Raw genomic sequence first — 26,590 nt, 5'->3', positions numbered from 1 at the left:
CGCGTCAGGTCTCGCTGCGGGCCATGTGAGCGAAGCGGTTGACGTCCGTGGGCTGCGCGGCGAGCACGGCGCGGCGGGCTTCGGTGCGGGAATTGTCCGGCAGATTGAGTGCGGTGACGAGCGCCCGATATTCCTGGCGCGCGCTCATATGGGACATGGAGGGCACGCCCCCCAGCAGGTCTTCGTCGAGCGGATCGAACACGGTCATGCCAGACGCGAACAGCGAGCGGAAGATCACCCGCTCGGCGATGCCGTCGGCAACGCGACAGCCCAGACGCATGGCGATGCGCTCCAGCATGGACTGGACCTGGCGCATATTGCGCGAGGACAGCATCGAGATGCGGTTGCGCACCAGAACCCAATCGATGTTGCGGCCATCGATGGCGAGGCGCTCGGAACGTGCGCGCTGAACCAGCCGGGCATAATGGCTGAGGTCGCGTGGCTCGCCGGTCACCGCATCGACCTGCGCCATGACGCTGAGATCGATGAGGCTGTCATTGACCGGCGTAATCAGCGTGTCGGCCAGCGAATGGGCAAGGCGACTGAGATTGGTATCGAAGCCCGGCGTGTCGATGACGATGAAATCGACCTTGGACTCGACTTCACCAATGGCCTGGCGAAAGAGGTCGAACTCGATGCGATGATTTTCGCGCATCGAATCCCCGCGCGCCAGCGGCAGATGGAAATGCGTCGTATGCGGTACATTGAGGCCGTGGCTACGGGCCCAGTCGCGCCGGTTGCGGACATAATGCGTGAGCGTCTGCTGGCGGCTGTCCACATCGATCGAGGCGACCTTGTGTCCCTGATAAAGCAGGAAAATAGCCAAGTGGAAGGCCGTGGTCGATTTCCCCGAGCCACCCTTCTCATTGCCAACAACGATGACGTGCGCGCCTTGCCGCAAGTCGATTCCCCAAATCAGTTGGCCGGAGTTTCTTTCGTCCCGCTTCGGCACACAAGGGAAAACATCGTGAATGCAGGGGAATGCGCAAAATGCGACAGATCGATGAAACTGCCATGCAGGAGACGCATGCAAAGCCTGTCGGATCGGCCATGGCGAGCCTGGTCAAATCGGTTCATCCTCTCACTCGTTCTGCAATGAAACACAGGGGATCTGCCCATGTTCGTGCGTGCCGTCTGGCGCTTCCGGCGCCTGGTCGACATCAAGCAGACTTTGCGGGAAATGGAAGTTCCCACCTCGCGAGATGCCGACACTCTGGGGATTTCAGGCCCAGACTTTTCGAAAATGACCCGCTCGCTGTTCGACCGGTAAGCCTTAAGATGTCGCTAACCAAATTCGCGGGCCGCCGGCTTTGCCACCGGCGGCCCAAATCTTGCCCGATGCATGAATGCACAATGAACGGGCACTGCCTCAGTCTTGCACAGAATGCATAGCTTGTTTGACCAATCTCCATCTGCTCAATCCCGAGTGCCTCACCTATCTTCATCCTCGTAAGCAAAGGAGATTTCCGATGGACATTCGCAAGACTTTCAAGAAGTGGGCCGCATACCAGCAGACCGTCCGTGAGCTCGCCGCTCTCGACAATCGTCAGCTCAACGACCTGGGCATCGCACGCACCGACATCAGCCGTGTTGCTCGCGATCATGCCAACACGCTCTAAGATCGACGGCATCAATACTTCGAACCGAACGCTCGCTTCTCTCTGAGACGCGGGCGTTTTGTTTTCCGGCGGTTGTGATGAGCCCGGCCGGAACGATCATGGCCCCCTGCCGTTGCCAGCCCAAATGCAACAGCAAGGAGAAAGACCATGCAGGACCTCAATGGAAAATCGATCGCCATTCTGGCCACCAATGGGTTTGAACAATCCGAACTCGAAGTGCCGCTGAACACGCTGCGCGAGGCTGGTGCCAAAGTGCATGTGGTGTCGCTCGAAGGCGGCGCGATCAAGGGCTGGGACAAGGACGACTGGGGCAATTCAGTGCCCGTCGACAAGGTTCTTTCCAGCACCTCTGCCAATGATTACGACGCGCTGGTGCTTCCCGGCGGGCAGATCAACCCCGACCTTCTGCGCGTCGAGACCGATGCTCTCGATTTCATCAAGGCCTTCTGGGAACAGAAGAAGGTGGTCGCAGCCATCTGTCACGCGCCCTGGCTTCTGGTGGAAACCGGCATCGTCAAGGGCCGCAAGGTCACGTCCTATCCTTCGGTCAAGACCGACGTCATCAATGCCGGCGGTCTCTGGGAAGACAGCAAGGTCGTCACCGACCAGGGTTTGATCACCAGCCGCAACCCCGATGACCTCGATGCCTTCTGCGAGAAAATCGCCGAAGAAATCAATGAAGGGCGTCACGAACGCCGGGCCGCATAACAAAGCATTTGCGACGGCATGGCGGGCTTGGTATCTCGCTCGCCATGTCAAACGAAGTCATTCACATCATCGGAGGCGGCCTCGCCGGCTCCGAAGCCGCATGGCAGGCCGCCGAAGCCGGCGTCAAGGTCGTGCTGCACGAAATGCGGGGCGTCAAGGAGACCGACGCTCATCACACCACGGACTTTGCCGAACTGGTCTGTTCCAACTCGTTCCGCTCGGACGATCACGAACAGAACGCGGTCGGGTTGCTGCACGAGGAAATGCGGCGATGCAATTCCCTGATCATGCGGGCGGCCGACCAGCACAAGCTGCCCGCCGGCGGCGCGCTGGCCGTGGACCGCAATGGATTTTCCGCTGCGGTGACGGAAGCGATTTGCAATCATCCCAATATCACAGTGGTGCGCGAGGAAATCGCCGGCTGGCCACCGGGCGACTGGAAGCACGTGATCATCGCTACGGGGCCCCTGACCTCCCCAGCCCTGGCCGAGGCGGTGCTGGAAAAGACCGGCGAGGATTCGCTGGCCTTTTTCGATGCCATCGCGCCCATCGTGCATTATGACAGCATCGATCACGACATCGCCTGGAAACAGTCGCGCTACGACAAGGCGGGGCCCGGCGGCACGGGGGCCGACTACCTTAACCTGCCGATGGACCGCGACCAGTATTATGCCTTTGTCGAGGCACTGAAGACCGCACCACTGCACGAATTCAAAGACTGGGAAAAGGTCCCCTATTTCGACGGCTGCCTGCCCATCGAAGTGATGGCCGAGCGCGGCCCCGAAACGCTGCGGCATGGACCGATGAAGCCGGTGGGGCTGACAAATCCGCGCGACCCGACCGTCAAGCCCTATGCCATCGTGCAGTTGCGGCAGGACAACGCCCTGGGCACGCTGTGGAACATGGTCGGGTTCCAGACCAAGATGCGCTATGGCATCCAGACCGATATCTTCCGCATGATCCCCGGGCTGGAGAACGCCCAGTTCGCGCGCCTGGGCGGTCTGCACCGAAACACGTTCATCAACTCTCCCAAAGTGCTCACGGGCGATCTTAAACTGAAGGTCGATCCGCGCATCCGCTTTGCCGGACAGGTGACCGGGGTGGAGGGCTATGTGGAAAGCGCCGCTTGCGGGCTGATCACCGGGCGCATGACAGCTGCCGAGGCGCTCGGCGGATCGCTGGCCATTCCCCCCGCCACGACGGCCTTTGGCGCCCTGATCGGTCACATCACCGGGGGGCATCTCGAGGCCGAAAGCTATAGCGGGGCACGCAGCTTCCAGCCGATGAACGTCAATTTCGGCCTCTTCCCGGAAGTGAGCATCAGCAAGCCCGAAGGCGTCAAGCGCTGGCGTGGGCCGGAAAAGACCATTGCCAAGCGCAAGGCCATAACCAGCCGGGCGCTCGAGGACCTCAAGGCCTGGGCATGAATCCGGTGACGCTGGCAGCTTATCTGCACGAGCATATCCCGATTTCGAGGGGGATGGCCGTGTCGGTGCTGCGGGCCAGTGCCGCAGAAGTGGCGCTTGAAGCGCCGCTTGGCCCCAACATCAACGTGCATGGGACCATGTTTGGCGGCAGCGTCTCCACGCTGGGCCTCTTGGCCGCCTGGTCGGTTCTGCATCTCCGACTGGAGGCCGAGGGCATCGCCAATCGACTGGTGATCCACAAGACCGATGTGGAATACCTGCTGCCGGTGACCGGCACGGCACAGGCGCTTTCCAGCCTCGACGCGACAGATTGGGACAGTTTCCGGCACATGCTGGAGCGGCGGAGCAAGGCGCGGCTCACGGTCGTGGCCGAAATCATCTGCGACGGGCTGGTGGTCGCGCGGCTCACTGGCGAATTTGTCGCCATTGCAGAGCGGCAAAACGAGGACAAGAGCAGGCAATAGGCCTAGCGGTTTCGCCAGGTCCACATTGTGAGACGGGCAATCTTGCGCCAATCAGGATCGTCTGCCGGTGGCGTGAACGGATTGGCTGCGTGCTGCCGCCAGCCCGGCAATTGCTTTTCAAGAAGCGCGCGTGCGGCAAAGGCGGGCCGCAGCCTGACCGGCAACTGTGCGATTGCGGTGCGGGCCTTTTTCAGGTGAGCGTCCGCCAGTTCGGCAATCTGGCCCAAGGCAGACTGAAGCCCCTCGCTGTCCTGGCCGCGGAACAATTCGGTTTCGCGCACGCCATTGGCCTCAAGAATGCTCCAGGGCAGCATGATGCGCCCCTGTGCAGAGACATAGCCCAGGGCCCGCAAGTGGCCGATCATCGCCTGAGCCACCCCGAGATGACCGGCAGCGTCGCCTGGCTCGACGGGATTGCCTTCGTTCAAGATCATGGCGCTGAGCTGGAACAGCGTCGAGGCGGTTTCCCCGGCGTAGCCCTCGAAGCTTTCGAGATCGGGCATGGGGTCATCATAAAGATCGAAGCGGCGCGCACCGAGAAGGCGCAGCAGCGTGCCCGCGGGAAGCGCATAGCGCTCCAGAGTGTCGAGCAGTGCATCGGCCAGCGGGTTCTGGCGGACCTCGCCGTGGCCTTCGCCACTCAGTGCGTCATTCCACCATTGCAGACGGATTTCGCCGGGCTGCGGACCCGATACCCGCTCGCGAATGGCGGCGATGTCGGCGCCGAAGGCGAGGATGGCGGTTACGTGAGGCCGTTTATCCGCCGGGAGCACGAGCGTCGAAAGGTACCGATCCCGATCCAGCTCGCGCAATGTCGCAGCGGCGATATCGTAGCTGGAACCAGCCATCAGCGGGCGTGCTCGACCGCGATCAAGGCGGCGGCGACAGCGCGATCCTCGGCCAAGAGGACATTATAGGTACGGATGGCGCCACCGGTCTGGGTGGCTTCAACGATGACATTGCGTTCGCGAAATGCAGCGCGAATGGCGGGGTCGATCAGGACGATGTCAGACCCCAGGCCGATCAGCAGAACATCGATCTGACTGGACGCGTCGAGCACGGATTCTAGACTTGCAAGCGTCAGCTCAGCGGGGCTCGATACGGGCCAGGCCTGCATGCGTCCCGGCAGGCAGAGCAGCGAGCCGCGATGCGAGAGCTCGGCGAACCGAAACCCGCCATTGCCATAAGCATCGATGCCGACCTGTTGGGGCAGATGGCGGAATGTCTGCGGGGTTTCGGTGGGTGGAAGTTCAGCCACGGCGTCATTCCCGCAGAGCGGGAACCTCCGTATCAAGAGCAAAGGGAGAAGTCTGGGCTCCCCGCTTGCGCGGGAAACCCGGTGGCAAGGCCGATCCCCGTCAGACCGAAGCGCCGTCTATCTGCTTTTTCTTCTTGTCGCTCTCGGCCTTTTCCTCCTCGTCGGATTTCTGCTTGAGGCCAAAATTGATGAGGATGGGGCCGTTGATGATGACCGAGGAATACATGCCTACGAGCGAGCCGAAGGTCATGGCAATGGTGAAGCTGCGCAGCGCTTCGCCGCCGAAGAAGACCAGGGGCAAGAGGGCCAGAAGCAGGGTGAACTGCGTCAAGGACGTGCGCACGATGGTCTGGTTGATCGAGAGGTCGATCAGTTCGGGTAGCGGCATCTTGCGGTGTTTCCGCAGGTTTTCGCGAATACGGTCGGACACCACCACTGTTTCGTTGAGCGAAATACCCACCAGCGTCAGCACTGCGGCGATGGAACTGAGATTGAACTCCATTCCGGTGAGCGAGAACAGGCCGATGGTCATGATGATGTCGTGAGACGTCGTCGTGACCGCCGCGAGGGCGAACTGCCATTCGAAGCGGAACCAGATGTAGACCAGGATACAGAGCATCGCGATGATGACCGCGATGGTGCCCGTCAGCGCCAGTTCGCCCGACACCGTGCCGCTGACGGCCTCGACGCGCCGGACCTCGTAGCTGGCTTCGGCAAGCGCCTCCTGCACCTGCTGGACGGCCACCTGGTCGGCAGATTGACCGCCCTCCTGAGCCTGGACGCGGACCAGCACGTCCTGCGGCGTGCCGAAGCCCTGGACCTGGATTTCGCCGAGGTCGAGATCGCTCAGCAATTCGCGGACCTGGCCCACATCGGCGGGGCCGCCAACATGCTGGATTTCGATGGCGGTACCGCCGACGAAGTCGATGCCCAGATTGAAGCCCTTGGTGAAGGCCGCGCCGATAGAGACCAGCGACATGATGATCGAGAGCGCGATAACATAGCGCGAGATCTTCATGAACGGGATCTTGGTACCGTCAGGAATGAAGCGGAACTTCTGGATTTTCAGGGTCTTGGGACGGGTGCGCTTGTACCAGAGGTTCACCTGGAACGAGGTGACCGTATAGGAGGTGAAAAGCGAGGTCAGGATGCCCAGGCCCAGCGTCACGGCGAAGCCCTGGATGGGACCCGAGCCCATGAAATAGAGCACCACGGCCGCGACGAGCTGGGTCAGGTGCGAGTCGATGATGGTGCCCCAGGCGCGCTGGAAACCCGCATTGATGGCCTGGAGCGGCGATTTGCCAGAGGCCTGCTCTTCGCGCATTCGCTCGTAGATAAGCACGTTGGCGTCGACCGCCATACCGATCGTCAGCACGATGCCGGCAATGCCGGGCAAGGTCAGTGTCGCCCCGAGCGTGGAAAGCGCGGCAAAGATCAGGACGATGTTGAGGACCAGCGAGACATTGGCGAAGACACCCCAGAGGCCATAAGCGACGACCATGAAGGTCAGCACCAGCACGGCAGCAATGACACCGGCGGTGAAGCCGGCCTGGATCGAGTCGGCGCCCAGGCTCGCGTCCACCGTGCGCTCCTCGATGACGTCGAGGCTGGCCGGCAGCGCGCCGGCACGCAGGAGGACGGCGAGGTCGTTGGCGGTAGCAGTGGTGAAGGAACCGCTGATCTGCCCCGAGCCGCCGGTAATCGGCTGCTGGATGACGGGCGCGGTGATGACGGTATCGTCGAGGACGATGGCGAAGCGCTGGCCGACATTGCGCGAGGTCAGCTCGCCGAACGTGATGGCGCCGCGCGTATCGAAGCGGAAGCTGACCACCGGGATACCGCGCTGCTGGTCATAGGCCGGCTGCGCGTCGATAAGGGATTCTCCGCCGATCGAGACGTCTTCGTAAAGCAGCTCGCGGCCACCGTCCTGGCTGGGCAGGATCATGGTGCCCACGGGCAGCCCCTGGGCCTCGGCCTGGTCGGCGGTCAGGCCGGGATAGACCATGTGGAAGGTCAGGCGCGCGGTCTGGGAAATGATGTTCTTGAGGCGCTCGCTGTCGCCGAAGCCGGGGACCTGCACCATCACGCGGGTGTCGCCCTGACGCTGGATGGTCGGCTCGGTGGTGCCGAGTTCGTCGATGCGCGAACGGATGACTTCCATGGACTGAGCGACCAGCGAGCTCATGCGCTGGTTGATGCCCTCGGGCGTCAGGGTGATGGTCAGCCGGCCATCGGCAGTCTCGCCGAAGCTCAGCTCGTCAACGCCGGCACCGGCGAACATGAAGTCGCTGAGAGTGTTCTGGAGGCCGCGAATGGCGGTCTCGGCCTGCGCCTTCTGGGCCGGGTCGGTCAGCTCGATCGAAATCGAATTGCGCGCCGCATCGGTGGTGATGATGTTGCCGATGCCATTCTGCGTGGCCAGGACGTTGCGGGCATCGCGGCGGACATCGCTGAGGCGCTGGGTGACGATGCCCTCGCGATTGACCTCGAGCAGCAGATGGGAGCCGCCCTGCAAATCCAGACCCAGAACCAGCCCCGGCTGCGGCAACCAGCCAGGAAGCGCTTCCTGAACGGACCTGGGCAGGAAATTGGGAGCTGCAAGCAGGATACCCGCGATCGCGACAAAGAGAATGACGAATACGCGGAACGGCGACTGGTTCATAAAAGACGTCCTGAAAAGGCGGAAGGCCGGAGCATCGGGGCCCCGGCCAGTTCATGCCCCGCTTAGGCGGGCTTGTTGTCGTTTACGGGTTCAGACTTGGAGCGCACATCGGCAACCATGCCGCGCACGAGCTTCACCTTGACGCCCTGGGCAATCTCGACTTCGAGATCTTCGCCGTCGACGGCCTTGGTGACCTTGCCGACGATGCCACCCGTGGTCACCACGGTGTCGCCACGACGGATAGCGGACAGCATGGCCTGCTGGGCCTTGAGGCGCTTCTGCTGCGGACGGAAGATCAGCAGCCAGAAAATGAGCACCAGAAGGGCGATCGGCATGAGCTGAATGAAAATGTCAGCCATGCCGCCAGGGGCCCCAACCGCATCCTGTGCATAGGCGGGCGTTACAAACATCAAGCGATCTCCTAAGTGTTTTTGTTTTTTGTTTCTGGTGGAATGGGGCGGCCCGGCGCTGACATCTCAGGCGGTGGACGCTAATGGGCTTGCCTGCACTTGCGCCCCGGCCAAAATCGCGCGGACTATACATTTGGGTATCCATGATTGCAAAGCCAATCGGGGTGCGGCAATCGCGACCGAATACACAAGGACGAGACCGGTGAAGACCAAGGACTATCTGGGCAGGATTGCCGACGCGCTCGAAACGATCGCGCATGCACTGGGCACCAACCCGAAGGCGCACCCCTTCAGCCTGGGCTCGGAAAATGCCTATCACTGGCAAGGCGACACGGGCACCCTCCTCCCCGTGCCCAAGGTCAGCCGCGTTCCGCTGTCCATGCTTCGGGGCATCGATCATGTCCGCGACCTGCTGCTGGCCAATAGCGAACAATTCGCGCGTGGTCACGGCGCCAACAATGCCCTGCTCTGGGGCGCGCGGGGCATGGGCAAGTCGTCCCTGGTCAAGGCGATCCACGCCGATATCGAATCGCGGCCGGGTTTCAAACGCCTGGTGCTGATCGAAATTGCCCGCGAGGATCTCGAGACCCTGCCCCAGCTGATGCGCGCCATTTCCGGCCAGGATGCGCGGTTTATCGTATTCTGCGACGACCTCAGCTTCGATGCGGGGGAGACCAGCTACAAATCGCTCAAGACGATTCTCGATGGTGGCCTCGAAGGGCGGCCCGACAACGTGCTGTTCTACGCGACGTCGAACCGGCGCCACCTGATGCCGCGCGACATGATCGAAAACGAACGCTCGACCGCCATTAATCCGGGAGAGGCCGTGGAGGAAAAGGTGTCCCTGTCGGATCGCTTCGGCCTGTGGCTGGGCTTTCACAATTCGGACCAGGACACATATCTGTCGATGGTCCAGGGGTATGCCGATTTCTACGGCCTGTCGCTGGATGCCGACACCTTGCGGGCCCGAGCCATCGAATGGGCCGCCACGCGCGGGTCGCGCTCGGGCCGGGTTGCCATCCAGCTGGTGCGCTCGCTGGCGGGCGAGGAAGGCAAGACGGTCTAGGCAGGGCTTGAACGGAGACCCATCTTCGCCGGCATGACGTCGGGCTCAGCCACCCATCGCGCTATCCAAGAAACAAAAAAGGCCGGGGCACCACACCCGGCCTTTTCGATTCTGGAGGTTAGACGACCTAGCTGGCGAGCAGCGGCATCGGATCGACCGGGGTGGCACCCTTGCGCAGTTCGAAATGCAGCTGGGGACGCGAGACCGAGCCGGTCTGGCCGACCGTACCGAGCGCATCGCCGCGGCTGACCACGGCGCCCTTGGCCACGCTCATGTCCTTGAGGTGGGCATAGGCGGAAACATAGCCATTGGGGTGGCGCACCAGGATCAGGTTGCCATAGCCCTCCACGCCCGAGCCCACATAGATAACCGTGCCGTTTTCCGCCGACTTGACGGTGGAGCCTTCCGGCACATCGATATTGATGCCGGTGCCGCGCGAGGCGGCGAAGTCGGTGATGACGCGGCCCGAGACGGGCCAGCGGAACTTGTCGCTGCCAGACATCGCAGGTTCAGCGGCCGGCTGGACGGCGGCCTGCTGCACGGGGGCAGCCTGGGTCGGCTGGGCGGCGGGAGCAGGCGTTGCAGCCGGAGCCGGCGTCGCGGCAAGATTGGCGGGCGCTGGAGCGGTGGCCGCAGGAGCCGAGAGCGTTTCCGGGCGGGTTGCCGGGAGCACATTGGTGCCGGACACCGGGGCAGCGCTGGCGACGGCAACCGGCGCGGCAGTGTTGAGATCACCGCGACCCGGAATGGTGATGCGCTGACCCACCACGATCTTGTCAGGCGAGGACAGACCATTGGCCTGAACGATGGCCTGGGTGGTCACATCGTATTTGCGGGCGATGGTGTAGAGCGATTCCCCGGCGGCGATGGTATGGGCATAGCCGTTGGAATTGGCCGCTGCCTGAACCGGCACGGCGGAATTGACCGGCAGGGCGGCATTGGCGGGGGTGCCCATGGCAATTGCCGGCGGGGTAGCCGGAAGCGGGGCAAGGGTCTGCTGAGCGGGCATGGCTTGAGTGGCTCCCATGGAAGGCGACGAATTCAGCGGCGGAAGGGCCTGGGTTTGAACTGCAGGGGCAGACGCCCCCATTCCGATCGGGGATACGCCGCCGGGCTGCGCAAAGCCGTTATTGACCGGCGCAGGCGGGAGGCTGGAGCCGCCACCGGCCCAACCGCCACCGATGGGCGCGGGCGGCAGATATTGCGAGGCGGCAACCTGTGTGGGAGGCGCGCCCAGGCTGGGCGGCATTTGCTGATTCATGGTCGCCGGAGGCGACTGGGCCACCGAACCGGTGACGGTCGAGTCACCGAACGAGCGGCTACCAAGGCTATTGCAACCGGAGAGGCCGACAGCAGCCACGATAATTCCGGCAATGGCGACCGCTTTGCGGGGCCGCGGATAGACGCGAATACTCATCGGCTTACTCTTACGCAGATACTCAACAACTGATTGTGAGACTAGGCGAGTAAGGTAAAGACGAGTTTAAAGCCGATGCGATTTGCGTGAATTCGTCACGACTCGATTCAGAGACGGGTAAGGTTAAGATCGAGGCAGACGGACAGGCAGCGCAGGTGCGCGAGAGGCGCCTAGCCCAGCTTGAGACCGCTTTCGACCAGGCGCGCCAAGGCGGCACGATGGGTCTGCTGCAGGGCGAAGGGCGTGACTGTGATGGACTTGCCGCGTCGCAGAACTTCGAAATCGGCTTGAGGATCGAGCGGGAGCGGTGTTTCGGGAATCGCCATGAAAAACTCGCCCTCGTTGTCGCTGGGGTAATAGCGGATGGGCGAGCGGGAAAAGCGCTGCTGCGGAACGGCAGACAAGCCGGCGACATCGTCCGGACGGCAATAAGGGAAATTGACGTTATAAAAAACGTCTTCCTCGCCCCGTGCCGCCAGAATGGCCCGGACAACTTCGGCGCCGAAGCGGCTGGCGTTGGACCAGTCCGGGGTCCGGGTGACTTCATAATCCATGGACTGGCTCATGGCGATGCCGATGGCGCCCTGGAGGGCTCCTTCCCGCGCGCCGGCCGCCGTGCCCGAGCAATTGACGATGTCGCCCAGATTCTGGCCGGCATTGACGCCGGACAGGACGAGGTCTGCGGGCTTGCCGCCCAGAATATGAGTCATGCCGGCAACCACGCAATCGGCCGGGGAACCGCCGCGCACCGCAAAGCGGCGCGGGCCGTGCTCGACCAGCGAGAGTTCCCGGCCGAAACTGAACCGGTGCCCTGCCCCGGACTGGTTTCCGTCGGGGGCTACGATCCATACGTCGTCGGAAATTTCGTGGGCGATTTCGGCAAGCACGGCCAGGCCCGGCGCATCCACGCCATCGTCATTGGTGAGGAGGATGCGCAGGGCCATGTCAGCGCCCGCCGATCGAGGTGAGGCCACCCATATAGGGCTGGAGCGCCTCTGGAATCAGCACCGAGCCATCTTCCTGCTGGTAGTTTTCCAGCACCGCGATGAGGCAGCGACCGACGGCCGTGCCCGAACCATTGAGGGTGTGGACGTAACGCGGCGCCTGCTTTTCGCCGGCGGGACGATAGCGCGCTTCCATGCGGCGGGCCTGGAAATCGCCGCAGACCGAGACGGAGGAAATTTCGCGATAGGTGTCCTGCCCCGGCAGCCAGACTTCGATGTCATAGGTCTTGCGCGCGCCGAAGCCGAGATCGCCGGTACACAGGTTCATCACGCGGTAATGCAGGCCGAGCCTTTGCATCACGGCCTCTGCGCAGGACAGCATGCGCTCATGCTCGGTCACCGCCTCTTCGGGAGTGACGATGGACACCATCTCGACCTTATTGAACTGATGCTGGCGCAGCATGCCGCGCGTATCCCGGCCAGCCGAACCGGCTTCGGACCGGAAGCAGGGCGTGAGCGCGGTCAGGCGCAGGGGAAGTTCCTCCTCGGCGAGGATGGTCTCGCGGACGAAATTGGTCATCGGAACTTCCGCGGTGGGAATCAGCGCCAGACGGTTGTCACCATGGGCGGTGAAGAAGAAATCGCCGTCGAACTTGGGCAATTGGCCTGTGCCGAACATGGCCTCGTCCCGAACCAGATAAGGTGGCTGGACTTCGAGATAGCCGTGCTCGGTGGTGTGCAAATCGAGCATGAACTGGCCGAGGGCGCGTTCAAGGCGGGCGATCTGGCCCTTGAGGACGACGAAGCGGCTGCCCGACAGCTTGGCGGCGACTTCGAAGTCCATGTCCTTTTCGGCGACGCCGATGTCGAAATGCTCCTTAGGCGCAAAGGAAAAGCTAGGCTTGGGCGGACGGGCCCTGGCAGCCGTTTCCGGCGAACCGTTTGGACCGAAATATTCGACATTACCGCTTTCGTCTTCGCCCATCGGCACATCGTCGAAGGCCATGTTGGGGATGGACGAGAGGATGTCGCGCAATTGCTTTTCGACGGCACGCTCTTCGGCTTCGCCGCCGGGAATGAATTCCTTGAGGCGCGCGACTTCGGCCATCAGCGCGCCGGCCTTGGCCTCGTCCTTTTGCGCCTTGGCCTGACCGATCTGCTTGGACAGGGCATTGCGCTTTTCCTGCGCTTCATTGAGGCGCACGATGATCTGACGGCGGCGCTCGTCGATGGCGATGAGATCGGAGGAGCGGACGGACACGTTCTTGCGCTGCGACATGGCCTTGTCGAAGGCGTCAGGATTGTCTCTGATCCACTTGATATCGAACATCGTTGCTACGGGGCGCGCCCGCCTCTTTGAACATGCAGGCTGGACAGGTCCCGGACGCGCCTGCATGGCCCGGGCACGCTAATCGCGCCCGGAGGGAGCGCGGCTATTCGGACGATGAGCTGGAGAGGTCAGCCTGTTGGGCGGCCAGGGCGTCTTCGCGACGCTTTTGCACCATGCGCACCGAGATGATGGCGAGTTCGTAGAGAGCATACATCGGGATGGCAAGGCCGATCTGCGAGATCGGATCGGGCGGCGACACGAAGGCGGCCACGGCGAGAATGCCCACGATGGCGTAGCGGCGACCCTTCTTGAGCTGGTCGACATTGATCAGGTCGATCTGCGCCAGGAGCGTCAGCACGACCGGAAGCTGGAAGCAGATGCCGAAGGCCAGGATCAGGGTGGTGGCAAGGCCCAGATATTCCGAGACGCGCGGCAGGAGCTTGATTTCCTCGGTCTGCATGCCGCTGAAAAAGCCAAGGGCCAGAGGCAGGACGACGAAGTAGACCATACCGGCGCCGAGGAGGAAGAAGACCGGCGTCGCTACGAGATAGGGCACGAGAGCACGGCGCTCATGCTTATATAAGCCCGGCGCGACGAAACGATAGATTTGCGTCGCCAGATAGGGAAAGCCGAGGAAAATCGCGCCGAAGAAGGCGAGGTTCAGCTGAGTGAAGAAGAATTCCTGCGGCGCGGTATAGATCAGCTCCATGTCGCCCGGATTGGGGTAGAGCGTGCGATAGGGATTGAGCAGGATATCGAAGATCTGCCCCGCGAACAGGAAACAGAAGATCATCAGCACGACGATGGCGATGGCGCTGTTGATGAGCCGCTTGCGCAGCTCGATCAGGTGTTCCATCAGCGGGGCTTCGCTGCCGGCCAGCTCGTCCTCGACCTTGGTCTTATCGTCAATCTGCTTGGTATCGTCGGCCATGGATCAGCTCTCCCCGGCCGTGTCGGCGGGCTTTTTGCGGGGGGCGCGGGGCTTTTTCGGCGCTGGCTCGACAGGCGTTTCAGCGGCAGCGGGCCCGGCGGAAGCCTTCTTGCGCGGCTTTGGCGCAGGCTTGGCGGGGATTGCGCCCGTCACCTCGAGTGGGGGCGATGCCGTCTTGCGGGGCGCCCGTGGCCGCTTGGCCTTGACCGGCTCGACCGGGACCATGACGGGCGCCGCCTCTTCGAGCGTGGTCGGTGGCGTCACCGCGATCTGGCTCGACAGATCCGTGGATGCCTTGGCGGCCTTGGCGGCCGCAGTGTCCTCGAAGGTCGGAGGCGTTGTGCGTGTGCCGGCAACAGGCTTGGCGGCAGTCGGCTTGAAGCCATATTCGCCCGCCAGTTCGGTGCTGGACTTGGCGGGAGCCATGCCGGCCTGTTCCTTGATAGCGTCGGCCACGCTCTCGACCTTTGGATCGGTCGGCTTGAGAGCGCCGGTCGGGGATTGCTGACCATCCTTGCCGATGGCGTTGAATTCGCGACGAATTTCGTCGGCGGTCTTGCGCAGGGGATCGGTAATGGAGCTGCGCAGGTTGCGCACTTCATCTAGGCCGGTGGTCTTGTTGATTTCGCGCTGAAACTCGCGGCCCATGCGCTGGATCTGCCCCACGAACTTGCCGATGCGCCCCATCACCACCGGCAGGTCTTTCGGACCGATGACGATCAGCGCAACCACGCCAACCACCATTAACTCTGTCCAGCTTAGGCCGAGCATCGCATTCGTCTCCGCAGGGCGGCGTCGCCACCCTTAATTATGCAGGAAGGGTCGAGAGGGCGCGCGATCAGGCGTCCTTGCTCTTGTCGACTTCGCGCGCTTCGACTTCAGCACTGGTCTGGATGCGCTCAGCCGGCTTGTCGTCGTCCTTCATGCCTTTCTGGAAGGCTTTGATGCCGGATGCCACTTCACCCATCATACCGGAAATCTTCCCGCGGCCGAAGAGCAGGATAACGACGACGGCGACAACGAGAATGCCCCAAATAGACGGCGCGTGCATGATGGTCTCCCTACAATTCCAGATACGCTTTACGCGCTATAGATAGACCGAGAAATAGGTTTAATCGCGCCCAAACACAAGAACGTGTTCCATATTCAGCGAAACGAAGACGTCCTTTCCGGGGACAAGGCCTGCATTGGCAGATTGGCGGACGGCAAGGGGCGCCTCAAGCCCTTCGACCTTGACCTCGAACAGATCGACACCGATAGCCTCGCGACGCGCGACAATACGCCCCGGCGTCCCCTGCCCCGCGACCCGTATCTCGGCGCCGCCGACGGGCCTGATTGCTATCGTGACGGGGGCACCATCGACAAAGCCCGGCGCAGGTACTGCCCCGAACGGCGTCGACGCCGCGCCAGATCGCACTTCGGTCTCGATCTCACCCAGCGGAGACAGAAAGCGGGCTGCGGCCAGGTCGACCGGCCGGCGGTAGATTTCCGCAGCGCTGCCGATCTGGGCGATGCGGCCCTGTCGGAGCAGAGCGACACGGTCCCCCATTATCATGGCCTCTTCGGGATCGTGGGTGACGATGAGGCTCGTGGCATTGGTTTCCCGCAGGACGGCCAAAGTTTCATCTCGCACGGTCTCGCGCAGGCGCGCATCAAGGCTCGAAAACGGCTCATCGAGCAGCAGGAGACCCGGCCGCGGCGCAACGCTGCGGGCCAGGGCCAGGCGTTGCTGCTGCCCCCCCGACAATTGGTGCGGGTAGTCGTTTTCCCGTCCCGCCAGACCCACCCGGCGGAGGGCCGCACGCGCCTGCTCAAGCGCTGCGGCACGGCCAAGATTGGTCAGGCCGAACAGCACGTTCTTCAGGACCGAAAGATGGGGAAAAAGCGCGTAGTCCTGAAACATGAGGCCAATACCGCGCCGATTGGGCGGCGTGGTCAGCCCCGCGGCCGACATCAGTTCGCCATTGATGCGCAGTGCGCCTGACTGGATGGGCTGGATCCCTGCAGCAACGCGCAGGGCGGTGGATTTGCCAGACCCCGATTCGCCCAGCAGGCAGACGATCTCGCCAGGCCGCAAAGTCAGTTCAAAACGATCAAGAACCGGACGCCCGCCCAACTCGACCTCGACGCTGTCAAATTCAAGCGAGGCGGCAAAGGAAACACCCGCGGTGCCGCGGGGTCCCCAGTTCTGCGATTCGCTCGCCTTCAATGCTGCGTTCATCGGCCGTCCTCATCTTCGTCTTCGCCCTGATCGGAGGGGTGAAGGGGGTCTTCATCCTCCCGGAGAGCGCCGGAGAAGGGCAGCGGGATCTGCATGTCGGCCGGCAATTGACCGGATAACAGGCCCGCGCCTTTCAGTTCATCAAGGCCCGGCAAGTCGGTCAGCGCTTCGAGCCCAAAATGGTCGAGAAAAGCCTCGGTCGTACCATAGGTCACCGGACGACCCGGGCTCCGGCGCCGGCCGCGCATGCGGACCCAACCGGCTTCCATAAGCAAATCCAGCGTGCCCTTGCCTGTGGCAACGCCGCGCACATCCTCGATTTCTGCACGTGTGCAGGGCTGGTGATAGGCGATGATCGACAGGGTCTCAAGCGCTGCCCGGGACAGAGGCCGGGATTCCTGTTCCTCGCGGCGCAGGAGGAAGGCGAGGTCCTCTGCCGTGCGGAAGGCCCAGCCATCGCCGCGGCGCACCAGGTTGACGCCCCGGCCGGCATACTGGGCGCGCAGCTGTTCCAGAACAGCGCGCACATCCGCACCTTCGCCCAGATAGGGCGCGATATCGGTCTGTCGGAGCGGATTGGCGGAGGCAAAAAGCAGCGCCTCCACGATCCGGACGTGTCGGGCGAACACTTCTCCGGTCTGGTCGTCGCTTTGCTGGTTCATCAGGTTTCGTCCCGCTGCCTGCGGCGGACGAGCAAGGGCCCGAAGGTCTGGCCCTGGCGCATGTCGATCTCACCCTGCCGCACCAATTCCAGGCTCGAAGCGAAGGTGGAGGCCCGAACGGTGGCCCGATCGGCAGGGCTGGCCAGGTATTGCGCCAGGTAAGCATCAAGGGAAACCCAGTCAGCGCTGTCGCCGATCAGCCTTTGCAGAATGTCGCGCGCATCCTGAAGCGACCAGACCTTGCGCACGAACGGGGCGTAATCGGTAGCGATGCCGCGCTCGCGCTGGCTGGAATAGGCCTTGAGCACGTCATAGAGGCTGGCGTCCCAGATAGAGCGCCTGGCAATTTCGAGCGGTTCCGGAGCGCCGCGTCCAAATATGTGGATGCCGAGCCGGGAGCGGGCCATCAACCTCGCGGCTGCGCCGCGCATGGCCTCGAGCCGCTGCAAACGGAATTGCAGCATTGCAGCGAGCATTTCCCCGCTCGGCTCATCATCGTCAGCCGCCTGCGGCACCATGAGCCGGCTTTTGAGATAGGCCAGCCAAGCCGCCATCACCAGGTAATCGGCAGCAACCTCGATCCGGCCCTCGCGCACCCGATCTATGAAGGCGAGATATTGCCGCGCCAGCGACAGAACGGAAATTCCGGCCAGATCAACCTTCTGGCGCCGGGCCAAGTCCAAGAGAAGATCCAGTGGCCCTTCATAGCCGTCCACGTCCACATGCAGCACATCGGCGGCAAGCGCTGGCTGCGGCACGTCGAACCACTCGGTCTGGGCGCTCGTCATCTGTGATCCGGGGCAGTCGGCAACATAAGTCATCCTTGGACGCTGGCCAGCCAAGCGTCAAGCAAGACCACCCCGGGCAGGATCAGGGCAAGAGGCAGTCGCCGCCGGCAGCGCGGATATTGGTGCAAATGTTAGCGGCCGCCTCGCGGGACGGGGCACCGACGAGTACGCGATAATAGATGCCGCGCTCGCCAAGATCGACCCGCTGGATTTCGGGCGCGACGCCGGCGAAGAGCACGCCATAGCGGGTGTTCATCGCCTGAGCGGATTGACGGGCAGCATCCTCGCTGCGCTGGGAGGCCAGCTGGACATAGGCAGCAGCGCCACTCGTTGTATCACTGATGGGCGTGGCTGCGGCAGGGGTTGTCGTGGCAGCTTGAGCCGGTGGGGTTGCGGGAACGGACGAGGCCGCCAGAGCACCTGCCGCCGTCTGAGCAAAATCGGCCGGACGTGTCGATGGAATGGTGACGGTGCGGCCCGAAATGGCGGCCCCTGTGGCATCGACCACGGGCACGACGGAGCCCGGCGTTACAGGTGTGGTCGCAGGAGTGGCAGCAGGCGTCGGCGTAGCCTCGGCGGCGGGCAATGCGGCTGTTGCCGCCGCATCTTCGGTCGCTGCGATAGTATCGGCAATGAGATCGGGCGCAGTTGAAGTGGCGCCCGGAACCTCGGGAACATTGGGGCGCTCGACGGGCAGGATGGCGGAGCCTGCCATACCGCTGGTGCCGCTGATGATGGTGCCATCCGGGCGAACGGTGACGGTACGCACCTTGCGGTTGACCAAGCCTTCCTGGTTCGGGTCGACACCACCGGTATCGCCGGACGAAATCACATTGCCCGCGGACGTGCCGGAAACGGCCTCATCCAGAGCGGCCTGATCGGCCTGATCGCGCGGCACGAGCTGTTCGTCAGCGGGATTGTTGGCGCCCGAGATTTCGTTGAATACCACCGATTGCTGCGTGGTGGGCTCGGTCGGCTCCGGCACGTCCTTGACCGGAGTGGTATCGGCGACCAGAAGCGGCGCAGGGCCAGAGGGCGCACCACCCTGCCCCAGCAGCCAGTAGAGGCCGAAACCGGCAATGCCCAGAAGGCTAACGGCGACGAGCGGCCCGGCAACGGAGCGCGACAGACGGAAGCCGCGGCGGCGCGGCGCAACCGGGACCTCGGCAGTCTCAACGTCCTGCTGATCGATTTCGGGGTTCACCCATTCGACCCGCGCGCCGCTGGCAGCTGCGGCAGCCAGTATTGCATCGTCGACGGAACCCACTTCGGATGATTTGCGCGGACGCACGGGTTCGGTCTTACCGACAACCGGCAGGGTCGGGGTGGCAAGGCTGCGCAGCGCGGGGCTTGGCGCACGATTGGTTTCAGCGTCCTTTTGCGCCTTCTGAACGACAGGGGCAATCAATTGCTCGATGTCGCGCAGGGCGTCGCTGGAGGGCGGCGTGTCGCGCAATTGCGGCTCGACCGGCGTCTCGATGAGCGGTTCGGACACCGGCTGCACTTCTGCGACCGGATCGTGTTGAACCGGGACAACCGGCGCAGCGGGCTGAATGGCGACCGGCGCCGGCTGTTGCGGCAGTTCGGGCGCCGGGCTCGGCGTGGGCGGTGGCGCACCGAGGCCAAAGACCGGCGGCGTGCCAAAATTGTCTTCGGTGCGCGAAGTCGTGGGCGGCGCCGGTTCAGCGGTCAGCTCGTTTGCCAGCTCGGCGGCGATGAGGTCGGCGAGACCGTCATGGTCGAGGCCGTCATCGGCCGGTACGGGTGCGGCCGCGGAAGGCTTGGGCTCTTCGCGTGCAAAGCTTGGTTCGACCTGGGCAGGCGCGGGGCGCTTCGGCGCTACGCCGAAATCAAAATTGAACGGTCCCGGCTCGGCTGCGTTTGCGGCACCCGGGATACGGATCTTGTTGATACCAGTCGACTGGACGGAAGGCGCATCGCCGCCCGGAATACGGATCAGCGGCGCTTTTTCAGCTTCAGGCGGGCGCTGCGGGCGCGGTGCCTGATCCGAACGGGCATCGTCGGCCATGAGCCGAGCCAGTTCGGCAATGAGATCGTCCTGTGCGTCGCTCTGTGCGGCCATCGGTTGCGGTTTCGCTGACGTCAGCCGACAGCGCCCCTTTGATACGGAAAGGCCCCAGAGGCCTGCCCGCGAGTGTTCACATTATTGCGCCCGAATTATGAAAGCTCCTCGGGCGCGCTCACTCCCAGGATGCCTAGGCCGTTGCGGATGACTTGCCGTACAGCGTCCACAAGTGCGAGTCGAGCCAGCGTCAAAGTCGGGTCAGATGCGTTAACAAATCGTAAATCGACGTCATCCTTACCCTTGGCCCAGAAGCCGTGGAAGGCTGCGGCCAGGTCATGAACATAGAAGGCGATGCGATGCGGCTCGTGGGCCAGCGCCGCAGCAGCGACGGTGCGGGGCCAGGCGCCGATGAGGCGGATGAGCTCGATATCGGCGGCGCTCGACAGACGTTCGACCTCTGCTGCGCTTAATGCCGCAGGGGAAATGTCGAGGCCGGCCATGTCGCGCTCGGCTGTACGGAAGATCGAACAGGCTCGGGCATAGGCATATTGCACGTAAAAGACCGGGTTATCGCGGGTCTGTTCCTTGACCAGCGCGAAGTCGAAATCCATCGAAGCGTCGTTGCGGCGGAACAGCAGCATGAAGCGCGTTGCGTCGGAACCGACTTCCTCGACCACGTCGGAAAGCGTGACCAGGTCGCCAGAGCGCTTGGACATCTTGAACGGCTCGCCGTTCTTGAGCAGGCGCACGAGCTGGCAGATGCGCACGTCGATCTCGGCTTCGCCATGGGACACAGCCTTGACGGCAGCCTGCAGGCGCTTGACGTAGCCGGAGTGATCAGCGCCCAGCACATTGACCATGTGTTTGAAGCCGCGCAGATATTTGTTGCGGTGATAGGCGATGTCGGCGGCGAAATAGGTGTAGGAGCCATCGGACTTGATCAGCGCCCTGTCGGTGTCATCACCGTAGTCCTTGGCGCGGAACAGGGTCTGTTCGCGATCTTCCCAGTCCTCGGGGGTCTTGCCCTTGGGGGCATCGAGCCGCCCCTCATAGACCATGCCCTCCTCGCGCAGCCAGGCGAGCGTCTTTTCGATGTCGCCGCCGGCGCCATGAAGCTGGCGCTCGGAGAAGAAGACGTCGTGATGGATATTGAGCTGGGCCAGATCGGCCTTGATCAGCACCATCATGGCGCCCAGAGCAGCTTCGCGCGCAATCAGCACGGCCTCTTCCTCGGGCTTATCGAGCAGCGAGGCTCCCCACTCGGCCTTGAGCGCTTCACCGACCGGGATCAGATAATCGCCCGGGTAGAAGCCCGATGGAATTTCGATGGTTTCGCCCAGGGCCTCGCGATAACGCAAGAGGGCGGAGCGTCCGAGGATGAGTGTCTGCCCGCCAGTGTCGTTGATGTAATATTCGCGCGTGACGTCATAGCCGGACCAGGCCATGAGCGACGCCAGCGCATCGCCGAACACCGCGCCACGCGTATGGCCCACATGCATCGGACCGGTGGGATTGGCCGAAACATATTCGACATTGACCCGCTCACCCTGGCCCACATCGCTGCGGCCATAGCTTTCGCCCTGAGCGCCGACGGCCTTGAGCACCTGATGCCAGATGGCGTTGGAGAGACGGAAATTGATGAAGCCGGGGCCCGCCACTTCCACCGATTCGACGTCCGGAGCCTGGGCGAAGCGGCCAGCCAACGCGGTGGCCAGCTCACGAGGATTCTTGCCGAGAGGCTTGGCCACGACCATGGCCGCATTGGTGGAGAGATCGCCGTGGGACGCATCTCGCGGGGGCTCGACCACGACGCGCGCGAGCAGGCTGTCCTCCAGCTCCGGATGGTCGGCACGCAGGGCTTCGATGACCCGGGTGGTGAAGAGGGCGAAGATATCCATGGCAAACCTATGGGAAGAGCGCCAGTCGTCGCTGACCGACGAACGACGCTGCAAACAGTCTATGGCGGCATGTCGGGCGGCGAGAATATCGCCTTTTTTGCCCGAAACGCTCCAGTCGGGCCGGGTTAACGGAAATCCGGACGAGCGTCAAACAGGCGCTGATGCTCGTCGAGCGCGTAAGGATCGGTCATGCCGGCGATGAAATCGGCAATGATGCGGGCGCGTCGCTCCCCCTCCACCGCCCTGCCCGCTTTGCCCCAGCGTCCCGGCATGTCCGGATCGGCCATGTAACGGGCAAAGAGGCGTTCGACGACAGCCTCGCTTTCGAGCACCGGTTCCATGACCGAGCCATGGCGATAGACACGGGTGAAGAGAAAGTGCTTGAGCCCCTTTTCGGCCTCGCCGACGGGCTGGGAAAACGTCACGAGGCTCCGGCCCGCCAGCCGCACATCTTCGGCACTTTGCACGCCGGAGGCGGCGATATTGTCCGCGCTGGTGCGGATGACGTCTTCCACCGAGCGGGTGATCATGCGGCGCTGGACTTCGTGCGTCTGCCGGTTGACGGCGATCGAAGGATAGAGCGCCTGCACCTCTGCGACGATCGGCCCGACCATGGGGACGCCGAGAAAATCATCAAGTGTGACCAGTTCGGCGCGCAGTGCGTCGTCGATGTCATGGGCATTGTAGGCGATATCGTCGGCGATGGCGGCGACCTGGGCCTCAAGGCTCGCGTAAGTGGACAGCCGAAGGTCGGCCGGGATGGCGATGAGGTCGAGGCCGGCGGGCAGCCCCTCCTCCACATATCGGCCCGCCGGACGCCCCTCGGCATCGAGCAGCGGACCATTATGCTTGAGGATGCCCTCAAGTGTTTCCCAGGTGAGGTTCAGGCCATCATGCTCGGCATAGCGATTCTCGAGCAGGGTGACGACACGAAGCGCCTGCACATTGTGATCGAAGCCGCCATAGGCATGCATGGCGCGATGCAGGGCCCGCTCGCCCGCATGTCCGAAGGGCGTATGGCCGAGATCATGACTGAGCGCCAAGGCCTCGGCGAGGTCTTCGTTGAGCTGCAGTGACCGCGCGATGGACCGGGCGATCTGGCTGACTTCGAGCGTGTGGGTCAGCCGATTGCGGAAATGGCGCCCCTCATGGGCAAGAAACACCTGGGTCTTGTGCTGCAGGCGGCGAAAAGCCGTCGAATGAATAATGCGGTCGCGGTCGCGCTGGAATTCGTTGCGCGTCGGGCTCGGGCCGGTGTCGTAAAGACGCCCGAGGGACATTTCGGGCTTGCTGGCGTAGGAGGCGGTCTCGCTCATGTGTGCTTGCGGGCCTTTGCAACGGCGCTTGGAGCGCCTATCTTAGCGACAGTGTTATGACATTACGACCGTCCGGACCTTTCCATGACAGACGCTGCCCTCGCCGATCGCCCCGCCGTAACCCTTTCGGACCGCGCCGCCAAGCGTGTCGCGCGCATCATCGGCAAAGAAGCCCCCGGCACCGTGCTTCGGGTGTCAGTGGCCGGCGGCGGGTGCTCGGGGTTCCAGTACGAATATAACCTCGTGCAGGAGACGCCGAACGCGGATGACCTCGTTTTGCAAAAGGGGGAGGCAATCGTGCTGATCGATTCCCTTAGCCTCGAATTCATGGGCGGATCGGAGATCGATTTCGTCGATGACCTGATCGGCCAGTCGTTCCAGATCAAGAATCCGAACGCCGTCGCGTCCTGCGGTTGCGGCACGAGTTTCGCCGTTTAGCTTTATCCGCCTTCCCGGGAACGCTAAGGTCTTCGCTCTCAGGGAGGAATCGACATGTCGAACGTCGAGGCGGTGATGGATGCCGCAATCGAAAAGCAATCGATCGTAGGCGCGGAACTGGTAGTCGTGCGACATGGCGACATCGTCTGCCGGCGTACGGCGGGCTGGTTCGATCGAGAGGCGGGCGTGCCGATGATCGACAATGCGATCTATCGGCTGGCGTCCGTGACCAAGCCAATCGTTGCTGCGACGGCGCTGGCCATGGTCGACAAGGATTTGATCGGGCTCGACGATCCGGTGTCACGTCATCTCCCCTGGTTTGCACCACGCGGCGCCGACGGCCAGCCGGCCGAGATCACCATCCACCATTTGCTGACGCACACGGCAGGACTGGCCTATACCTATCCTGACGATCCTGAAATCACGACAGGGCTCGGCCGTACCGACAAGAGCCTTGAAGAAAACTTCTCGCGCGTGGCGCAGCAGCCCCTGCTCTATGCGCCGGGAACGGCATGGCTCTATTCGGTGGCCATCGATGTCTTGGGCGCGGTGCTGGCAGAGGTGCATGGTGGCACGCTGGAAGAGGCAGTGCGCACCCATATTACCGGGCCGCTAGGCATGAACGAGACGGGATTTTTCGTGGCCGACACCAGCCGTCTGGCCAAGCCCTATGCGGATGGTACGCCAGCCATGCCGATGGGCGATCCACAAATGGTGCCCAACGAAACGGGCACGGGCCCGACTTTTTCACCATCGCGAATCTTCAACGAGAACGCCTTTCAATCCGGCGGCGCCGGCATGGCCGGGACGCCGGGAGACATCGCACGGTTTCTCGAAGCGCTGCGGAACGGCGGCGGTGGCGCCATTCACAAGGACAGCGTGGCCCTGGCCTTTTCCAATCGCATCGGCAAAGTGCATCGCGAGGATGCGGGGCAGCGCTTCGGCTATCTCGGCGCCGTGATCGAGGATCCCGCCGCAGCCAATTCGCCATCGGCTGTGGGCACGGTGAATTGGGGCGGGGTCTATGGCCATTCCTGGCTTGTCGATCCGGCGAACGGGCTTACGATAGTGTCGATGAGCAATACGGCGCTCGAGGGGTGCACGGGACGGTATCCCAAGGACCTCATCCGTGCCGTCTATGCCGATTTCACCTGAGGAGCCGAGCATGGCCCTGCGCATTGCAACCTGGAACATCAACGGCATAAAGGCTCGCATCGAGCTGTTGCTGCGCTGGCTCGAGGAGGAAAAGCCCGACATCGTGGGCCTGCAGGAAATCAAGACCGTGGACGAAGGCTTTCCGCGCAGCGAGATCGAGGCGCTGGGCTATAATATCGAAACCCATGGCCAGAAAAGCTGGAACGGTGTGGCGCTGCTGTCAAAGCTTCCCTTCGACGAAGTGCATCGCGGATTGCCCGGCGAGGATGCGGACGAGCAGGCGCGGCTGATCGAAGGCGTCTTCTCTGTCGAAGGCGGCGTGGTGCGCGTCTGCAATATCTACTTGCCGAACGGTAACCCGGTGGATACGGAAAAATTCCCGTACAAGCTGCGCTGGATGGACCGGCTCAACCGCTTCGTGGAAGGCCGGCTGCAGTTCGAAGAACCCTTCGTGCTCATGGGCGATTTCAACCTGATCCCTGCCCCGCTCGATGCGCATGATCCCGATGCATGGTGGGGCGACGCACTTTATCGGCCCGAGAGTCTCGAGCGCTTCCGTATCCTGCGCAATATGGGGATGACCGACGCCTTGCGGGCGGTCAATTCGGAAGAGGCCTATACGTTCTGGGATTTCCAGGCGGGGGCGTGGCGGCGCAATGCGGGCATCCGCATCGACCACCTCATGTTATCGCCGCTGGCGGCAGACCGACTGGACGATGTCTCGGTGCACAAGGACGTGCGCGGGTGGGACAAGCCCAGCGATCACGTGCCGGTAGAAGGCGTGTTCAGCTTCTGATCGCTAATCAGAACTCGATGCCGATCTCGATGCTGCTGTTGGTGGCCATGGCCTGAGCGGCGGCTCGATCGTCTGGCGATGCGATGGACATGGCGCGACCCAGCATCTCGTCGGCGGCCGCCTGGTCGGAGGTGCCGAGGCAGGTGTCGTGCGCCTGTTCCAGCCACATCAGACCTTCAGCGGGACGGGGCGGATAATTGTCCATGCCATTGAACAGCAGGTCGCCGAGACCGGCCTGGGCGAGGCAATGGCCCTTGCTGGCAGCAGCCTGAAGCCAACGAGCACTGAGCGTGGGGCTCAGCCCAAGGCCGTCTTCCTGCTGATAGAGCATACCGACACGATATTGCGCCTCGGCATCGCCGAAATAACTGGCGGCATGCATGAGCATGCGATGGGACTCGCCGGGGTCCTGCTTGAGGCCGACTTCGGGCGCGCCCTCCAGAAAATAGTCGCCCAGCTTGACGAATGAACGGGCGACAATATCAGCCTCGAGCCCGCGCGGCGCGGTATCAGCATGCTGGATGGCGATCTGCGAGAAATAGCCGAAGGCCTTGACGGGGTCCTTGTCGACGCCTTCGCCATTCTCATACATCGTGCCCAGCTGCCAGAGCGCCAGCGGCCGTCCCGCCTCCGCGTCGCTTTCGAGTGCTGAAATGAAGGTGTCGTTTGGCAGGCCAACATTATCCATGGAGGTGATGCCGTCCATGGAGCGTGCAAAATCGGAGGCAGCGTCCACAGCGGTTTGGGCCTGAGCGGGCACAATGGCGCAGAAGGCCAGAATAAACGTCGTCGCTGCATGGGACAAAGTCCGCATGATACTCCTTTCGCCCATGACGAGATGGGCGGACACACCAGTCGGGCGCCAGCGTTCCGGCCCCGCATCGACGCTCGAAAAATCGTAGGCGCCGCAGAAATTTCCAAGGACATCTGCCTCAGCCCGAGGCCGGGGCAAACTCAAATCTGAACAACAGGTAAACGGGATTTGTGGCCGCATTCGGCCAAAGTTCCGGCGCAGCATCACACGCGGTGTCGTCGTGGCTCTTTTGCCACACAC

27 protein-coding genes are annotated in these 26,590 nt (G+C 63.0%); 9 read left to right on the top strand and 18 right to left on the bottom strand.

The window, feature by feature from the left end; all coding sequences use genetic code 11:
* Window positions 1-4 precede the first annotated feature (4 nt).
* Complete coding sequence (locus VE26_RS05925; protein WP_244465636.1) at window positions 5-901, bottom strand: division plane positioning ATPase MipZ; 897 nt, start codon at window positions 899-901, stop codon at window positions 5-7.
* Window positions 902-1,117: 216 nt separating this feature from the next.
* Here VE26_RS05925 and VE26_RS18025 point away from each other — a divergent pair, with 216 nt between their 5' ends.
* The 5 genes from VE26_RS18025 to VE26_RS05910 all read left to right on the top strand — a co-directional run bounded on the left by VE26_RS18025 (window position 1,118) and on the right by VE26_RS05910 (window position 4,218).
* The gene (locus VE26_RS18025) at window positions 1,118-1,270 is read left to right on the top strand and encodes a hypothetical protein (protein WP_160297809.1); all 153 of its coding nucleotides are present in this window, start codon (window positions 1,118-1,120) and stop codon (window positions 1,268-1,270) included.
* Window positions 1,271-1,469: 199 nt separating this feature from the next.
* On the top strand, window positions 1,470-1,619 hold the full coding sequence (locus VE26_RS17395) for a DUF1127 domain-containing protein (protein ID WP_084620027.1): 150 nt from the start codon (window positions 1,470-1,472) through the stop codon (window positions 1,617-1,619).
* A gap of 147 nt (window positions 1,620-1,766) precedes the next feature.
* A complete protein-coding gene (locus VE26_RS05920; RefSeq protein ID WP_046104153.1) occupies window positions 1,767-2,327 on the top strand; it encodes a type 1 glutamine amidotransferase domain-containing protein in 561 nt (186 codons plus the stop codon).
* Between the two features lie 44 nt (window positions 2,328-2,371).
* Window positions 2,372-3,754, top strand: a complete 1,383-nt coding sequence (trmFO, locus tag VE26_RS05915) for a methylenetetrahydrofolate--tRNA-(uracil(54)-C(5))-methyltransferase (FADH(2)-oxidizing) TrmFO (protein WP_046104152.1) — start codon at window positions 2,372-2,374, stop codon at window positions 3,752-3,754.
* Window positions 3,751-4,218, top strand: coding sequence for a YiiD C-terminal domain-containing protein (locus VE26_RS05910; protein WP_046104151.1), 468 nt, complete (start codon window positions 3,751-3,753; stop codon window positions 4,216-4,218). Before trmFO ends, VE26_RS05910 begins: the two co-directional genes overlap by 4 nt.
* Window positions 4,219-4,220: 2 nt before the next feature.
* On the opposite strand, the gene VE26_RS05905 is transcribed toward VE26_RS05910, so the two are convergent.
* The 4 genes from VE26_RS05905 to yajC form a co-directional block, all read right to left on the bottom strand.
* Window positions 4,221-5,066, bottom strand: coding sequence for a phytoene/squalene synthase family protein (locus VE26_RS05905; RefSeq protein ID WP_046104150.1), 846 nt, complete (start codon window positions 5,064-5,066; stop codon window positions 4,221-4,223).
* Window positions 5,066-5,476 carry an Mth938-like domain-containing protein gene (locus tag VE26_RS05900; protein ID WP_046104149.1) on the bottom strand — a complete coding sequence of 137 codons (411 nt, stop codon included), beginning with the start codon at window positions 5,474-5,476 and terminating at the stop codon, window positions 5,066-5,068. The genes VE26_RS05905 and VE26_RS05900 overlap by 1 nt, the downstream gene beginning before the upstream one ends.
* 100 nt (window positions 5,477-5,576) lie before the next feature.
* Window positions 5,577-8,138 carry a protein translocase subunit SecD gene (gene secD, locus VE26_RS05895; protein ID WP_046104148.1) on the bottom strand — a complete coding sequence of 854 codons (2,562 nt, stop codon included), beginning with the start codon at window positions 8,136-8,138 and terminating at the stop codon, window positions 5,577-5,579.
* Window positions 8,139-8,200: 62 nt separating this feature from the next.
* Window positions 8,201-8,548 carry a preprotein translocase subunit YajC gene (gene yajC, locus VE26_RS05890; RefSeq protein WP_046104147.1) on the bottom strand — a complete coding sequence of 116 codons (348 nt, stop codon included), beginning with the start codon at window positions 8,546-8,548 and terminating at the stop codon, window positions 8,201-8,203.
* Window positions 8,549-8,750: 202 nt separating this feature from the next.
* Here yajC and VE26_RS05885 point away from each other — a divergent pair, with 202 nt between their 5' ends.
* Window positions 8,751-9,614 carry an ATP-binding protein gene (locus VE26_RS05885; RefSeq protein ID WP_046104146.1) on the top strand — a complete coding sequence of 288 codons (864 nt, stop codon included), beginning with the start codon at window positions 8,751-8,753 and terminating at the stop codon, window positions 9,612-9,614.
* Window positions 9,615-9,741: 127 nt separating this feature from the next.
* Here VE26_RS05885 and VE26_RS05880 read toward each other — a convergent pair whose 3' ends face one another.
* From VE26_RS05880 to VE26_RS05825, 12 genes are all read right to left on the bottom strand, one after another.
* On the bottom strand, window positions 9,742-11,031 hold the full coding sequence (locus VE26_RS05880) for a M23 family metallopeptidase (RefSeq protein WP_052715705.1): 1,290 nt from the start codon (window positions 11,029-11,031) through the stop codon (window positions 9,742-9,744).
* Window positions 11,032-11,201: 170 nt separating this feature from the next.
* Window positions 11,202-11,975: a 5'/3'-nucleotidase SurE gene (surE, locus tag VE26_RS05875; RefSeq protein WP_052715704.1), complete on the bottom strand. Its 774-nt coding sequence runs from the start codon at window positions 11,973-11,975 to the stop codon at window positions 11,202-11,204.
* A gap of 1 nt (window position 11,976) precedes the next feature.
* Entirely contained in the window at window positions 11,977-13,305 is a 1,329-nt protein-coding gene (serS, locus tag VE26_RS05870; protein WP_046104145.1) for a serine--tRNA ligase, read from the bottom strand.
* Between the two features lie 103 nt (window positions 13,306-13,408).
* Window positions 13,409-14,236, bottom strand: a complete 828-nt coding sequence (gene tatC, locus VE26_RS05865; protein WP_046104144.1) for a twin-arginine translocase subunit TatC — start codon at window positions 14,234-14,236, stop codon at window positions 13,409-13,411.
* 3 nt (window positions 14,237-14,239) lie between these two features.
* Window positions 14,240-15,007 (bottom strand): Sec-independent protein translocase subunit TatA/TatB, encoded by a 768-nt coding sequence (locus VE26_RS05860; protein ID WP_046104143.1) that lies wholly within the window; start codon window positions 15,005-15,007, stop codon window positions 14,240-14,242.
* Window positions 15,008-15,074: 67 nt separating this feature from the next.
* On the bottom strand, window positions 15,075-15,287 hold the full coding sequence (locus VE26_RS05855) for a twin-arginine translocase TatA/TatE family subunit (protein ID WP_046104142.1): 213 nt from the start codon (window positions 15,285-15,287) through the stop codon (window positions 15,075-15,077).
* A gap of 60 nt (window positions 15,288-15,347) precedes the next feature.
* The gene (locus VE26_RS05850; protein WP_046104141.1) at window positions 15,348-16,457 is read right to left on the bottom strand and encodes an ABC transporter ATP-binding protein; all 1,110 of its coding nucleotides are present in this window, start codon (window positions 16,455-16,457) and stop codon (window positions 15,348-15,350) included.
* Window positions 16,454-17,119 (bottom strand): SMC-Scp complex subunit ScpB, encoded by a 666-nt coding sequence (gene scpB / locus VE26_RS05845; RefSeq protein WP_046104140.1) that lies wholly within the window; start codon window positions 17,117-17,119, stop codon window positions 16,454-16,456. Before scpB ends, VE26_RS05850 begins: the two co-directional genes overlap by 4 nt.
* Window positions 17,119-17,907 (bottom strand): segregation and condensation protein A, encoded by a 789-nt coding sequence (locus tag VE26_RS05840; protein ID WP_046104139.1) that lies wholly within the window; start codon window positions 17,905-17,907, stop codon window positions 17,119-17,121. Before VE26_RS05840 ends, scpB begins: the two co-directional genes overlap by 1 nt.
* Window positions 17,908-17,989: 82 nt before the next feature.
* Complete coding sequence (locus VE26_RS05835; protein ID WP_046104138.1) at window positions 17,990-19,990, bottom strand: SPOR domain-containing protein; 2,001 nt, start codon at window positions 19,988-19,990, stop codon at window positions 17,990-17,992.
* A 95-nt stretch (window positions 19,991-20,085) separates the two neighbouring features.
* Window positions 20,086-21,831: an arginine--tRNA ligase gene (gene argS / locus VE26_RS05830; protein ID WP_046104137.1), complete on the bottom strand. Its 1,746-nt coding sequence runs from the start codon at window positions 21,829-21,831 to the stop codon at window positions 20,086-20,088.
* Window positions 21,832-21,956: 125 nt separating this feature from the next.
* Window positions 21,957-23,147 (bottom strand): deoxyguanosinetriphosphate triphosphohydrolase, encoded by a 1,191-nt coding sequence (locus tag VE26_RS05825; protein WP_046104136.1) that lies wholly within the window; start codon window positions 23,145-23,147, stop codon window positions 21,957-21,959.
* An 84-nt stretch (window positions 23,148-23,231) separates the two neighbouring features.
* Between VE26_RS05825 and VE26_RS05820 the strand changes: the two genes are divergently transcribed.
* Genes VE26_RS05820 through xth form a run of 3 tightly spaced genes read left to right on the top strand, consistent with a single transcriptional unit; the run spans window position 23,232 to window position 25,536 of the window.
* On the top strand, window positions 23,232-23,585 hold the full coding sequence (locus VE26_RS05820; protein ID WP_046104135.1) for a HesB/IscA family protein: 354 nt from the start codon (window positions 23,232-23,234) through the stop codon (window positions 23,583-23,585).
* A 54-nt stretch (window positions 23,586-23,639) separates the two neighbouring features.
* Window positions 23,640-24,740 (top strand): serine hydrolase domain-containing protein, encoded by a 1,101-nt coding sequence (locus VE26_RS05815; protein WP_046104134.1) that lies wholly within the window; start codon window positions 23,640-23,642, stop codon window positions 24,738-24,740.
* A 16-nt stretch (window positions 24,741-24,756) separates the two neighbouring features.
* Window positions 24,757-25,536, top strand: coding sequence for an exodeoxyribonuclease III (xth, locus tag VE26_RS05810; protein ID WP_046105069.1), 780 nt, complete (start codon window positions 24,757-24,759; stop codon window positions 25,534-25,536).
* 7 nt (window positions 25,537-25,543) lie between these two features.
* Here the strand turns inward: xth and VE26_RS05805 are convergent, their stop codons facing one another.
* Window positions 25,544-26,350, bottom strand: coding sequence for a tetratricopeptide repeat protein (locus VE26_RS05805; protein WP_160297808.1), 807 nt, complete (start codon window positions 26,348-26,350; stop codon window positions 25,544-25,546).
* Window positions 26,351-26,590 lie beyond the last annotated feature (240 nt).

The sequence above is a fragment of the Devosia chinhatensis genome, assembly GCF_000969445.1.
In the GTDB taxonomy this organism is placed as follows: domain Bacteria; phylum Pseudomonadota; class Alphaproteobacteria; order Rhizobiales; family Devosiaceae; genus Devosia; species Devosia chinhatensis.
The sequence above is the reverse complement of the archived record's forward strand: the minus strand, read 5'-3'. Positions and strand labels throughout refer to the sequence as shown.